Raw genomic sequence first — 13465 nt, 5'->3', positions numbered from 1 at the left:
AATAATGAGTGAGACAGTATCGGTAGAAAGTAGTGTTGATAGCAATATAAATCAAGACGTTAATATTCGAGCGACATATTTGGGTGCTCATGAATTGAAATTAGCCGCGTCCCTTTTATATCAGGCCTATCATGATGACCCCGTTTTTTTGGATATTTTTAAAAGCGATAAAGAAGATTATGAGCAACGTCTTCGTGGTGCTATCAGGGAAGAACTTAATGCTTTCTGGCAAGCTAAACAGCCTATGATTGGACTGTATCTAGGTGAGGCTATGGTTGGTGTTGCTTGTATTAATAGCCCTGATGAAACATTGGCGAGTGATCGTTTTTGGCATTGGCGTTTAAAGATGCTGTTGAATGCAGGTTACTTTAGTACCAAACAAATGATGCAAAAAGAGCACACTGTATTGGCTGCTGTGCCGTTAAAAATATTTCACTTTTTATCCTTTATCGCAGTTCATCCACTGCATCAACAGCATGGTTTTGGTCACTACTTAATGGCCGCTGTAAATACAGTTCTTGATGAACATCCCGATAGTGAGGGTGTTGCGGTGTATGCAACCTCAGGAAAATTTAAAGAATTCTTCAAACAGGTTGATTATCACACGGTTAAAGAGGTGACAGTAGGCAATGTCTGTGGTTCTGTGATGGTTCACTATCGAGATAAAGAAGAATAAATGTTATTTATTTGCTTTTATTGAAGCTACTGTAGGTCTCTTGTTCCCTAATTTCATTCCCTAAAAAAAATAGCACTGACAAAGTGCTATTTTTTTTGTAAGACATGTCTTACATCACTGTGAGATATATTGGCAATTTCTGCTGCTTTATTTAAATCACAACCTTAAGTTATTGATTGTAATCGGTTATTTTTTGTCATTAATTGTGATGTTGTTTCTGTATTTGGATCTTAATTGTTAACCTGCTTCGACCAATGATGTTTAGGTGTATTATTATTCCTGTCAGGAAGACAAGAAGCAGGGGGCTTCAGCATTACTTGTAATGCTATTAAGGAAGATGCAAGTTACTGAGATGGAATCTAGTGGCTTAAGGACTTACCGGGACGGTAATTATTACTTAAGGATTGAGTTGAGAAAGTTGGATGCAACGGATGCTATTCAAGGAAGATATAAGTAAGGATGCTTGTGTCAGATAAAAGGAAAACCTAAAGCAGGATGCTTTAATTCTAAATAATATTTTTGTGTTATTCAGGATAGGGTTTGATAAGGAGACTTTAAGGATAGAGTCGAGTGGTAGGATACCACAAAGGAAGAAATGAAAGGATATGGCTTAGTGATGATAGCCAATGTCAGGAAGACATGAATTATGGATGATTAAATGAGAGACTAATCGTTTTTCTAAATGGATATGAGTGGACTCATAAGGGATGTGCTAAGGATAGTTGTTCAAGGAAGAAATGAGATCATTAAATATGTGTGCAGGACGCACCATATAAGCTAGTTATAAAGATGCGACTCAATGAGTCGCATTTTTTATAGATCCTAATAAATCACCCAGTTATAAAAATTACTCGACAACCCCGCTTCAAACCGTATTTACTCTAGTTCATCTCTGGATAAATAATAACACCGCCAAACCTCTGTATTCTTTGTAAGACATGTCCTACATCAGTGTGAGATATGTTGGCAATTTCAGCTAGAACATAAGACCAATAAATCCTATCGTACTGATTAATAAGAGTAAAATAAAAAAAGTTTTTGTTACATTATTTTTACATTTTGAACTTTGTTATTACTCGCTTCGATAAACGATATTTAGGTGTAATATCAATCATGTCAGGGAGACAAGGAGCAGGGGGCTTCGGCGTTACTTGTAACGTGATTAAGGAAGATGCGGTTACTAAGATGGATATAGTAACTTAAGGACTTACCGAGGACGGTAACATGACTCAGGGATTGAGTTGAGCAGGAATAATGCAATGGATGCATTTCAAGGAATATATGAGTAAGGATGCTTGTATAAGAGAGAAGGAAAACCTAAAGCAGGATGCTTTAATTATTAATAACACGTTAGTGCTATTAATAATAGGGTTTAACAAGGAGGCTTTAAGGATGAAGTCTAGTGGTAGGATGCCGCTATGGATGATATAAACAAGGATGTGGCTTGGTGAGGATAACCAAGGTCAGGAAGACAATAGTTACGGAAGACTATTACCAAGGAATGTTAGCTAAGGAAGGTTAACTAAAGGATAAAACACGGAATTGTTGAATTGTATACTTTAAAGGAAATAGGGTCAGGAAGACACTAATTATGGATGATTGAATAGGAAACGTAACCGTTACCCAACATGGACATGAATGGATTCATAAAGGATATACTAAGGATAGTTGTTCAAGGAAGAAATGAGATCATTAATATGTGTGCAGGACGCACCGTATAAGCTAGTTACAAAAATGCGACTCATTGAGTCGCATTTTTTTATGTTTAGATTATAATCTATGTTCGTTTATCGATATGATTTACTAGGGAAAATCATTATCAACCAGTACCGTATGCTTTGAACGTCATTTATTCGAAAATCATTGAGTCATTTGAGAGTTGGGCTGTTCATGTTGGAAATATTAGAAAAACTGTCTTCAAAGCTACAACCATTTCGTAAATTGACTTATATAGTGGCAGTACTGCTCATTGCAGTTATTGTTGCTCAGGTGCTGCAAACATCTTTGCCAACGCAATCAACCGATCCTACAGCTATGTTAAGTTTTGTTGGCTTGATATGGTTATTACTATTTAATATATTACTTTCTCTTTTCCATAATCTCCCAAAGAACGATGAAGTCTCACAAGGCGTGTTTACACGGGCTAAAATTAAATTGCAACGAAGTTTGTATCATCTTTTAGCATTGCTCTTTATCGGTTTAACGTTAGTGATAGTTTTTTTATCAGTCCGCATGTTGAGAATTTAAATAAACATAATAAAAAAGGAGCAATATAATTGCTCCTTTTTTTATTGTTATTAATTAGCCGGTCACTTGATAACTTAACGTTATTAGGCGTTTATTACCTCGTAGCAGCTTTCATATCTTTAACAAAATGCGTTAAATCAATGAGCATTTTACTTTCGTCGGCTAAGTTATCTTCAATGATTTTAACTACTGCCGATCCACTAATTGCACCAAGAGCGCCTGCTTTGAGGGCATCTTTAACTTGTTGTGGTGTTGAAATTCCAAATCCTAGCACAGGAGGCGCAGCATGATATTTTGCTAAACTATCAATTAACTTGTTTGCTGTCGTCGTAACAGTGTTTTTGGGGCTTTCTGCCGTGTCTACGCCGGTCACGCCTGCGCGACTTAATACATAGGTATAACCACGAGAGTATGAGGACACTTCACGTAAGGTTTCATCACTCGCATTAGGAGGCGCAATGAAAATAGGAGCAATACCGTATTTTAATGCCGCTTCTCTAAACGGTTCACTCTCTCTAATAGGTACATCAGCAATCAAAACTGAATCAACTCCAGCTGCGCTCATATCCCGATAAAAGGCATCAATACCGCGTGCAAAAACTAAGTTGCCATAAAGCAATAAACCAATAGGTATCTGTGGCGCGTATTCTCTTACTCTTTTTAATATATCAATACAAATATCGGTGTTGATGCCAGCACCTAAAGCACGAAGAGCTGCATTTTGAATAGTCAAACCATCAGCACTTGGATCCGAAAATGGAATACCTAACTCTAAGGCATCAGCTCCAGCATCAATTAAACTTTTGATAACAGCAATTGACTGTTCAGCATTAGGATCGCCAATCATGACAAAAGGGATGAAGGCTTGTTCATTTTTTTCTTTTAATGACGCGAATGAGGCTTGGTATCGGGCACCAGCTTGTTGAATGTTTGAGTTTGACATTATGCCTCTCCTCTGTGTTTAACTTTTGTTGTGGATGAAGCTTCTTCAGGTGAAAGAATAGCATGGACATGGGCTAAATCTTTATCGCCACGACCTGACAAGTTAACTAAATAAATAGTTTCTTCGGTTGCAGACTCTGCCATTTTTAATGCTTGGGCAAGGGCATGAGATGATTCAAGTGCAGGAATAATGCCTTCATTCATTGCTAAGGCTTGAAATGCTGCCAATGCTTCATCATCATTAATAGGAACATATTGAGCACGTCCAGTATCTTTCAAAAAGGCATGTTGTGGACCAACCGCAGGGTAGTCAAGACCAGCAGATACTGAGTAAGATTCTTGAATTTGGCCAAAATCATCTTGCATTATATAGGTGTAGTTACCATGCAACATTCCTTTTGTACCAGCAACAAGTGTTGCACCGTGTTCGTTGGTATCAATACCTTTACCACCGGCTTCAACGCCAATAAGCTTAACACCCTCTTCTTTAATAAAATCGTGAAACATGCCGATAGCATTTGAACCACCGCCAACACAGGCGATAACATAATCAGGTAAACGACCTTCTTCATCATAAAACTGTGCTTTGGCTTCTTCACCAATCATTTTTTGAAATTCACGCACTATAGTAGGAAATGGGTGAGGCCCGGCAGCTGTACCTAATAAGTAGTGTGCATTTTCATAATTTGCAGACCAATCTCTTAGTGCTTCATTAACAGCGTCTTTTAATGTACCTGAGCCAGCCGTTACAGGAATAACTTCAGCGCCCATTAATTCCATACGAAAAACATTAGGCTGTTGTCGCTGACAATCTACAGCGCCCATGTAAACTTTACATTTCAACCCAAGTAATGAACAGGCAATCGCGGTTGCAACACCGTGCTGTCCAGCACCCGTTTCAGCAATTATTTCAGTTTTACCCATGCGCTTAGCAAGTAGAGCTTGTCCTAAAACTTGGTTCGTTTTATGTGCTCCACCATGTAATAGATCCTCACGCTTCAAGTAAATTTTAGCTAGAGGGTTTTTTACAATGTTACGACAACACGTTAATGGTGTTGGTCTTCCAGCATATTTTGTTAATAAATTATTGAACTCGGTTAAAAAGGCTTCATCGGTTTGAGACTCGATAAAAGCTTGCTCTAATTGCTCTAGTGCGGGGACTAATAACTCACCAACGTACATACCACCAAACTCACCAAAGTAGGCAGGCAAGCGAGTTTTATTTGATTTTGTCTCTTGAGTATTCTTATTTGTATCTGACATCTTAATAATTCCTAATTTTCGAAAATACTTGCGCTAGTTTGTCACTTGATTTAATACCTGGGCTATCTTCTACACCTGAGTTGAGGTCTAGGCCAAATAAATCTACATGGGTTAACTGCTCGAGGGCTTGACCAATATTGTCATTATTTAAACCTCCAGCTAAAAAGCTTTTTGATAAATTTTGCTCACTCAAGGCTAACACTTGCCAATCGAAGGTTTTACCACTGCCAGGGCTTTGACCATCAAGTACATGATGGCTGACATTTGGATTAAGCAAAGGCACACTTTGTGCTACGGGACTCGCTTGCCATATTTGACAAAAATCGCAATTTTTCAGGGCAAGTTCGGCAATTAAAGCCTCTATATACTGAATATCTTCACTCCCATGAAGTTGCACTGCACTTAAATGTAGCGCTTGAACTAATTCAATAATCTGATCACGATCTTCATTAACAAAAACGCCGACATACTCTAATTTGGGCTCTGCTTTGATAATTACCTGAGCTTGCTCCTTGGTAACATATCGAGGCGACTTCTCTGCAAAAATAAGTCCGCCAAAACGTGCTCCTTTATCAGCGGCTGCGGTAGCATATTTTATATCTGTTAATCCGCAGACTTTATTATTTCCATAAATGAGCTTGCGACACGCTAAATCAATATCTTGATAAGCGTTGTTTTTGGGATCCATTAATGAGCTCCCTACTAAAAACCCATCAACAGCAGGGGCTAATTCTCTCACTTGAGAGTGAGAATAAATGCCTGATTCAGAAATAATGATTCTATCGTCCGGAATAGTTGGTGCAAAGTCGAATGTACGTGAAATATCAGTACTTAGATCACGTAGGTTGCGATTATTAATACCGATCATTTTTGCATTGAGCTTTATTGCTCTATCGCGCTCAGCTTCGGTGGATATTTCTGTTAGTACTGCTAAGTTATATTGTTCGGCAACTGCCGATAACTCAAGGTACTCTTCATCTGATAATACACTAAGCATCAATAAAACTGCGTCAGCACCGTAGTATCTTGCTAAGTACACTTGATAGCTATCAACAAAGAAATCTTTATTAAGTACCGGGCACTTTACCGATTGGGTTACTATTTTGAGGTAATCAAAATTACCTTGGAAATATTTTTCATCCGTTAATACTGAAATAGCGGCTGCATATTTATCATAAATTTGGCAAATGGCTTTAACATCGAAATCTGGGCGGATAAGCCCTTTAGAAGGTGATGCTTTTTTGCATTCAAGGATAAAACCAGCATAAGGTTTATCTTTAGTTCTTGTTAATGCCGCATACATATCTTTAGTTGTTGGCACTAGTTCATCAATAAAGCTTGATAATGGTTTCTTAATTTTTAAAGCCGCAATTTCAATACGTTTATCGTCAACTATTTGTTCTAAAATATTCTTTTCAGCTGAAGTATTTGTGTCGGTATTCATATTATTTATCAGCCTTTAATTCAGTTTGAGTCGATGAAACATCTTGGTTTGAAAGTTTAACCAAGGTTAATAAAGTGCTTAAGCCTTTACCTGAAGCAAGCACCTCTGTTGCAAGTTGTGCAGCTTGAGTAAGTGACTCAGCTTTATCGTGTAAATACAGTAATGCAGCACAGTTAACTATTACTGCTGCATTGTGTGCATCCTTTCCTTGACCAGATAAAATATCTCTAATAATATCGGCATTTTCTGCAGGCGTGCCACCCTTAATCTCTTCAAGAGTGTAATTTTTTAAGCCAAAGTCTTGTGGTGAAATCGTACGTTCAATTAGTTCACCATTGTTAATTTCAATGGCTTGCGTATTGCCGTGTAACGCAATTTCATCTAAGCCACTACCATGAACAACAAAAGCGCGTTTAACACCGGTCAGCTGGAGTGCTTGAGCCATCGGCATTAATAATTCAGGCGTATATACGCCGAGTAACATTATATTTGGCTTAGCAGGATTAACTAGCGGCCCTAAGATATTGAATAAGGTACGAATGCCCATAGCTTTTCTCACTGGTCCGGCATATTTAAAACCAGAGTGGTAAGCAGGGGCATATAAGAAACATAAATTTGTTTGTGCTAGACAGTGATTGGCTGTTTCAGGTGACATGGATAAATTGACGCCAAATGCTTCGAGTAAATCAGCCGAGCCAGACATACTTGAAACACTTCTATTGCCATGTTTCGCCATTTTTAAGCCACAAGCTGCTGCTAGAACCGCAGCAGTAGTTGAAATATTAATGGTATTAGCACCATCACCACCAGTACCAACACAATCGGCGACAATATCTTCTTTATTACGTTCAGGAAAAGGAGTCGCAGCTGCGCGAATAGCAATTGCCGCACCAGCGATTTCTTCTGGTGTTTCACCTTTAATTTTTAGTGCTGTTAATACACTCGCCATTAAAGCTGGGTCGATGTTGCCTTGGAGTACTTGCTGAAAAAAGTCATGGCTTTGTCTTTGATTCAAATCAAGGCCATCAACTAAGGTAGGTAAAATAGTGTTGATAGTTGATGAAACTAACTCATTTGAGGCAGCACTGGTTGAAGCCATCTCTTTGGAACCTATACTATTGGAGTCAGTATTTAGTGGATTCGTCATTTTATTCTCCAGTAACTTTATTATTAAGTGATGGGGCTAAGGTAAGTAAATGCTGAATACTCTGAGCCAACAAGGTTGCACCAAATGTCGTTAATATTGATTCGGGATGAAATTGAAAGGCTAAAACAGCGTCTTCATCTTTACTAATGGCCATACACATACCGTTATACTGGGCTATCACGTCTAATGATTTTGGTATATCTTTGCCTATCAATGAATGATAGCGAGCAACGGGTAAAGGGTTTTGAATATTTTCAAATGCACCACAGCCACTATGAGTAATACTTGATGCTTTACCGTGCACAATTTCTTCAGCTCTGTCTACCAGACCACCATAGTGTTCAATTAATGCTTGATGTCCTAAACAAATACCTAGCATCGGAATACGTCCAGCACACATTTTGATCAAAGCCATCAGGCAACCCGCTTTATTTGGCTCGCCTGGGCCAGGGGATAAAACAAGTAATACCGGCTCTGATGTTTTTTGGGTATGTTCAAGCATTTTGCTGAAAATAAAATCAGCACTGAGTGTATTTCGATAAACACTGGGCTCAAACCCTAAACATTGAAATTCATCGACCAAGTTATATGTAAAAGAATCTAGATTATCGAGCATAAATAATTTAGTCATGAGCTTGCTCCTTTGCCGACGTATTAGCCGTGATAATGGCACTAATAACCGCTTGGGCTTTTTGCCTTGTTTCATTTGCTTCACTTATTGGGTCTGAATCATAGACCACACCAGCACCCGCTTGTACTTGAGCAATATTATCTTTAACAAAGGCGGAGCGTATAACAATACAAGTATCCATTTCACCAGTACCAGTTAAGTAACCAACCGCACCGCCATAACTACCACGTCGTTTACCTTCAACTGCCCTAATAAGGGAGGTTGCTTTTACTTTAGGGGCACCAGATAACGTGCCCATATTCATGCAAGCCTGATAGGCATGTAACGCATCTAAATCGGTTTGTAAGGTACCGCATACTCGTGAAACTAAGTGCATTACGTGAGAGTATCGATCAACTTTGAGTAAGTCGGCAACATAACGAGTACCGGGTTGTGAAACTCTAGCAACATCATTTCGTGCTAAATCAACCAACATGATATGTTCGGCAGATTCTTTTTTATCTTGCCTCAGTTCTAATTCTATTCGACTGTCTAAGTCGAGTGAAATATTACCCTGTTGATCGAAACCGCGAGGGCGAGTCCCCGCTATTGGGTAAATCTCAACATGACGATTACTCGCTTGATATTTTAATGACGATTCTGGCGATGCGCCAAAAATACAAAAATCACTATCTTTTAAATAAAACATATAAGGACTAGGGTTACTAATCTTGAGGGCTTTATAAGCAGCAATAGAATCAAAACAAGGTAAGCTAAAAGTACGTGATGGCACTACTTGAAAAATATCACCTGCTCGAATATTTTCTTTTAATTGATCAACTATTTCACAAAAACGTTCGTCACTAATATCAACTTGCAATTGTTCATTGAGTTTATCTTTATCGGCTATATCGGTAAATGAAGGGCTTAATTGCAATACCTGTTCGGCATCAATAGACTTAGCAAGCGTTTCTTTAATCTGAGCAACACGATTGGAAATCACTACTTGGCTTTGTTTGGTTTTTTCAGAATCATTGCAGTTGAAAATATTACCTATAATTTCGGTGCTTTGTAATTCATGGTCAATAATTACTAACGTTTCAGCTAAGTAATAAACAAAATCAGGGCAAGTATTATCACCTTGAGCAACAGTGGGTAATTCCTCTGCTATTGCCATAAGATCAAAAGCAAAAACACCCCCTAAAAATACGGAGAAAGGGTGACTTTTATCATCGGTGAGTTGATTGAATAATCGTAAACTGTGAAATTGATTGGTTGCACTTAATCGCGCTTTTTCATCAAGGTCTTTAGCAACCTCGCTAAATGTTGCTTGAAATGATTTTCCATCATCAGCAAAACTTACTTGAGCATGTGACTCTAGTTGAGTCGCCGCGTAATCGATAGCACTTTCGCCATTTAAGGATAATGCAGAGAAAGTGACAGTATTGCCATTACATACAATCTTTACTGCCGCGTCAGTTAATAATAGGCTTTTTAATAAATGCTTTTTATCAATCTCGGCAGATTCTAGTAATATATTATGTTGTTGTTGGTGACATAATAATTGGTAAACACTTAACGGATCATTTTGATAGTAAGTACTATCTTGTATGGTGATTACTTCACCCTTGATTTTACTTGGTAAATTTTGAGTCATATTGAATACTTCTATTAGAGTTTATTAAACGAAAAATTGTCAGCCTGCGTAAATAGGCAACAGCCACCAAATAAACCATGTTTTTGTTCTGTTCATTTTAAATCCTTTGTTTACTAACTCTCGTTCGCTTTAACGAGAAAAACCCGCTAACAGGAGCGGGTTTTTTTGAAATTCGATTCATCTTTTTTAAGATACACGCAATTATCACAACCCAATTATGTCGAGTTATGCCACCACCAAATTAATGTTATGTTTGTATTTGCTGTGTTCATTATTTACGTACCTTTAAAATGTATTGTCTTATCTACTTTTCGATTAATAATAAAGGAAAAAGTATCATTGTTTACTCGTTATCAGTAAACTTATCATAAGACTAAGTTTTACCCCTATAGAAGACCTTATTATGGCGTTGCTGTCAACCACTGATTTCCCGCATCTGATAGTAAAAACCGAGGGTTTTGCCCACAAACGCATCGACCTACACAGCCACACGAATTGCTCTGATGGCGGCTTGTCGCCACAAACCTTGATAGATAGGGCGGCTAACTTTCAAATTGATGTTTTAGCTATCACAGATCATGATACTGTCGCTGGGCTTGATATAGCGCAAAAGCATATTGAAGACAAAAATATTCCACTTAAATTGATTGATGGCATTGAAATATCTACTGCATGGCAAGGGTTTGAGATTCATATTGTTGGTTTAAATATTGATAAGAAAAATTCAGAATTAAAATCACTTATAGAGCAGCAGCAAGAAGCGAGAGAACAGCGCGCTATTTCAATGGGTGAGAAACTAACGAAGTGTGGTTTCCCAACTATTTATACCGATGCTAAAGCGATGGCTGGTGAAGGCTCTATTACACGGGCTCACTTTGCTAAAGTACTGCATCAACAAGGGCATGTTAGTACTATGCAACAGGCCTTTGATAAATATATTGGTAAGAAAGGTTCAAAAGGGCAACGCGCTTATGTAAAACCTAACTGGTGTAGTATTGAAGAAGCTATTGTGGCTATACATCAAGCTGGCGGAAGCGCAGTGATGGCTCACCCAATTAGATATGATCTTTCGGCTAAATGGTTACGGCGTTTGATTGTTCACTTTAGCGAAGTTTCAGGTGATGGTTTAGAAGTGGTATTACCACAAATGAGCCCGGATCAAAGACGAAAGATGTTGGCTTATTGTCAAGAATACAATTTATATGCTTCGATGGGATCAGATTTTCACTACCCAAATAAATGGAGTGACTTAGGTCGTAACCTGACTATGCCTGTTGGTGCAAAACCTATTTGGGCTCAATGGCAATAACGCAAACGATAGAAAGTATCTCAACAGATTAATTAGCCGTTTCAACTGACAAGAAACAATCAAAAAGTTTTAAAGAAAGGAAAGTCTCATGAGTCAGTTTTTTTATGTACACCCTGATAATCCGCAAGGTCGTTTAATGAAGCAAGCGGCAGATATTATTAAGCAAGGCGGGGTCATTGTTTACCCTACAGATTCAGGCTACGCATTAGGTTGTCACTTAGGTGATAAAAAAGCATTAGAGCGTATCTGTCGCATTAGAGACATAGATAAAGATCATAACTTTACCTTAGTTTGCCAAGATCTATCACAAATATCAGAATATACACGGGTAGATAACACAGCTTATCGATTACTAAAAAGTAATACTCCGGGCGCTTACACCTTTATCTTTAAAGGTAGTAAAGAAGTCCCTAAGCGACTGTTAAACCCTAAAAAGAAAACAATAGGCATAAGAGTGCCTGATAATACTATTGCACAAGCCTTGTTGACTGAACTTGCAGAGCCTATAATGTCTACCAGTTTAATTATGCCTGGCCAAGAAATGGCTGAGTATGATCCTGAACAAATTCGAGATTTGTTAGAACATCAAGTTGACCTTATCGTCAATGGTGGTTATTTAGGGGAGCACCCTACCACTGTGATTGATTTTTCTAATGACAGTATTGAGATAATACGCGTGGGAGAGGGTGATCCTACTCCATTTCAATAAGCTGAAGTAAAGTGCAAGTGAAACATGCACTTTTATACCCGTGACCATTCAAAATGCATGTTTCAGTGGGAGAAAAAAACGATTTAGGCAAGACATTGATTGTAGGAAATGGTTGTTCCATTCTCAAAATCAATAACGACGTATAAATCGTTTTTAGCCCCATCGTAGAAGCGCTTGAGCAATGTCATTTTATTGTTGCGTCAAAGAAATAGGGAATAACCTTAATTTAATTGACACGCCTAAAACTGAAATAGCTCAAGTACTCTGAATCGAGTATTTTGAATAATTACGGGTATATAAGGTAATTGAGCCTGAACAATGAGCCAGAAGTTAGCTTCAAGGGAGCTGCTACTGACGTAACAGAGTAAAAGATAATGACGGTTGACAAGAAAAAACAAGCGAGAAAAGACGAAGCCTTAGATAAAAAATATGGCACGCGTGGTACTGAGAAAAAAGGCACTGCTAAAAAAGGCATGACCAAGCAAGATGTCGCAAAGAAGGGCGCAGCTAAAAAAGGTCAGCATAAAAAAGAGCCTGAAAAGGCAGTGAAGGTTGAGTTTCAAAAAGCAACGCATTCAGACTCAGAGAAAGTACAAAAAGTATTAGCTCGTGCTGGTAAAGGCTCTCGCCGTGAAATGGAAACCATGATAAGTGAAGGTCGTGTCAGTATTGACGGTAAAGTCGCTTTTCTAGGTGATCGAATCACAGGTACCGAACAAATTCGCCTTGATGGACATCACGTTAAACTTACTGCCCAAGATGAAGATATCTGTCGCGTACTTGTGTATAACAAGCCAGAAGGTGAAATGTGTACACGTAAAGATCCTGAAGGAAGACCAACCGTTTTTGATCGTCTTCCTCCTCTTGACGCGGGTCGTTGGGTTGCTGTCGGTCGTTTGGATATTAATACTTCCGGTATGTTGTTGTTTACCACTGATGGTGAATTAGCTAACCGATTAATGCATCCGTCACAGAAAGTAGAGCGTGAATATGCAGTACGTGTCTTTGGTGAAATCAACGAAGCTATGTTACAAACGTTACGTGCAGGTGTTAAATTAGAAGATGGTATGGCACGTTTTCAAAAAATTACTTACCGTGGCGGAGAAGGTCGAAACCATTGGTTCCATGTTGTCTTATCTGAAGGACGTAACCGAGAAGTTCGTCGTTTATGGGAAAGCCAAGATGTACAAGTAAGCCGTCTTATTCGAGTGCGTTACGGTGATATGGAAATGCAGCGACAATTACCTATGGGTGGTTGGCGTGAATTGGCGTTAAAAGAAGTGAACTATTATCGTCAATTAGTTAACTTAACACCTGAAGCAGAAAGTAAAGTTAAAGTTGATGAGAAGGCGATGGACAATGCTAAAAGTCGTCGAATTCGTCGTTCAGTTAAAAAGCATCAGCAACGTCATCAGCAAAGTACTCGTCGCCGCCATAAGTAGCCGTAGTAGAAATAAAAAA

Annotated in this window: 11 protein-coding genes; 5 read left to right on the top strand and 6 right to left on the bottom strand. The window is 38.5% G+C overall.

Annotation, left to right across the window (positions count from 1 at the left end; translation table 11 throughout):
* Window positions 1–4 precede the first annotated feature (4 nt).
* On the top strand, window positions 5–676 hold the full coding sequence (locus CPS_RS15755) for a GNAT family N-acetyltransferase (RefSeq protein WP_011044289.1): 672 nt from the start codon (window positions 5–7) through the stop codon (window positions 674–676).
* A 1890-nt stretch (window positions 677–2566) separates the two neighbouring features.
* Window positions 2567–2923 (top strand): hypothetical protein, encoded by a 357-nt coding sequence (locus CPS_RS15750; protein WP_041737100.1) that lies wholly within the window; start codon window positions 2567–2569, stop codon window positions 2921–2923.
* 94 nt (window positions 2924–3017) lie between these two features.
* Here the strand turns inward: CPS_RS15750 and trpA are convergent, their stop codons facing one another.
* The 6 genes from trpA to CPS_RS15720 are packed head-to-tail and all read right to left on the bottom strand — an operon-like array spanning window position 3018 to window position 9986.
* Complete coding sequence (gene trpA / locus CPS_RS15745) at window positions 3018–3866, bottom strand: tryptophan synthase subunit alpha (protein WP_011044287.1); 849 nt, start codon at window positions 3864–3866, stop codon at window positions 3018–3020.
* Window positions 3866–5128, bottom strand: a complete 1263-nt coding sequence (gene trpB / locus CPS_RS15740) for a tryptophan synthase subunit beta (RefSeq protein ID WP_011044286.1) — start codon at window positions 5126–5128, stop codon at window positions 3866–3868. Before trpB ends, trpA begins: the two co-directional genes overlap by 1 nt.
* Before the next feature lies 1 nt (window position 5129).
* Entirely contained in the window at window positions 5130–6572 is a 1443-nt protein-coding gene (trpCF, locus tag CPS_RS15735; RefSeq protein ID WP_011044285.1) for a bifunctional indole-3-glycerol-phosphate synthase TrpC/phosphoribosylanthranilate isomerase TrpF, read from the bottom strand.
* A gap of 1 nt (window position 6573) precedes the next feature.
* A complete protein-coding gene (gene trpD / locus CPS_RS15730) occupies window positions 6574–7671 on the bottom strand; it encodes an anthranilate phosphoribosyltransferase (RefSeq protein ID WP_011044284.1) in 1098 nt (365 codons plus the stop codon).
* 49 nt (window positions 7672–7720) lie between these two features.
* A complete protein-coding gene (locus CPS_RS15725; RefSeq protein WP_011044283.1) occupies window positions 7721–8350 on the bottom strand; it encodes an aminodeoxychorismate/anthranilate synthase component II in 630 nt (209 codons plus the stop codon).
* Window positions 8343–9986 (bottom strand): anthranilate synthase component 1, encoded by a 1644-nt coding sequence (locus CPS_RS15720; RefSeq protein ID WP_011044282.1) that lies wholly within the window; start codon window positions 9984–9986, stop codon window positions 8343–8345. The genes CPS_RS15725 and CPS_RS15720 overlap by 8 nt, the downstream gene beginning before the upstream one ends.
* Before the next feature lie 403 nt (window positions 9987–10389).
* Here CPS_RS15720 and rnm point away from each other — a divergent pair, with 403 nt between their 5' ends.
* From rnm to rluB, 3 genes are all read left to right on the top strand, one after another.
* On the top strand, window positions 10390–11295 hold the full coding sequence (rnm, locus tag CPS_RS15715; RefSeq protein WP_011044281.1) for an RNase RNM: 906 nt from the start codon (window positions 10390–10392) through the stop codon (window positions 11293–11295).
* Between the two features lie 88 nt (window positions 11296–11383).
* A complete protein-coding gene (locus tag CPS_RS15710) occupies window positions 11384–12004 on the top strand; it encodes an L-threonylcarbamoyladenylate synthase (RefSeq protein WP_011044280.1) in 621 nt (206 codons plus the stop codon).
* Window positions 12005–12378: 374 nt separating this feature from the next.
* On the top strand, window positions 12379–13446 hold the full coding sequence (gene rluB / locus CPS_RS15705; protein WP_011044279.1) for a 23S rRNA pseudouridine(2605) synthase RluB: 1068 nt from the start codon (window positions 12379–12381) through the stop codon (window positions 13444–13446).
* The last annotated feature ends 19 nt before the right edge of the window (window positions 13447–13465 follow it).

Origin of the sequence: Colwellia psychrerythraea 34H (assembly GCF_000012325.1) — a bacterium.
GTDB lineage: Bacteria > Pseudomonadota > Gammaproteobacteria > Enterobacterales > Alteromonadaceae > Colwellia > Colwellia psychrerythraea_A.
Note: the sequence above shows the minus strand (reverse complement) of the source record. Positions and strands in the feature narration are given on the sequence as shown.

What these genes read in the sequence shown, in the direction of transcription:
- trpA (WP_011044287.1), bottom strand. Translation starts at nt 3,866, where the DNA reads ATGTCAAACTCAAACATTCAACAAGCTGGTGCCCGATACCAAGCCTCA.
- CPS_RS15755 (WP_011044289.1), top strand. Translation starts at nt 5, where the DNA reads ATGAGTGAGACAGTATCGGTAGAAAGTAGTGTTGATAGCAATATAAAT.
- trpD (WP_011044284.1), bottom strand. Translation starts at nt 7,671, where the DNA reads ATGGCTTCAACCAGTGCTGCCTCAAATGAGTTAGTTTCATCAACTATC.
- rnm (WP_011044281.1), top strand. Translation starts at nt 10,390, where the DNA reads ATGGCGTTGCTGTCAACCACTGATTTCCCGCATCTGATAGTAAAAACC.
- trpB (WP_011044286.1), bottom strand. Translation starts at nt 5,128, where the DNA reads ATGTCAGATACAAATAAGAATACTCAAGAGACAAAATCAAATAAAACT.
- rluB (WP_011044279.1), top strand. Translation starts at nt 12,379, where the DNA reads ATGACGGTTGACAAGAAAAAACAAGCGAGAAAAGACGAAGCCTTAGAT.
- CPS_RS15725 (WP_011044283.1), bottom strand. Translation starts at nt 8,350, where the DNA reads ATGACTAAATTATTTATGCTCGATAATCTAGATTCTTTTACATATAAC.
- CPS_RS15710 (WP_011044280.1), top strand. Translation starts at nt 11,384, where the DNA reads ATGAGTCAGTTTTTTTATGTACACCCTGATAATCCGCAAGGTCGTTTA.
- trpCF (WP_011044285.1), bottom strand. Translation starts at nt 6,572, where the DNA reads ATGAATACCGACACAAATACTTCAGCTGAAAAGAATATTTTAGAACAA.
- CPS_RS15720 (WP_011044282.1), bottom strand. Translation starts at nt 9,986, where the DNA reads ATGACTCAAAATTTACCAAGTAAAATCAAGGGTGAAGTAATCACCATA.
- CPS_RS15750 (WP_041737100.1), top strand. Translation starts at nt 2,567, where the DNA reads ATGTTGGAAATATTAGAAAAACTGTCTTCAAAGCTACAACCATTTCGT.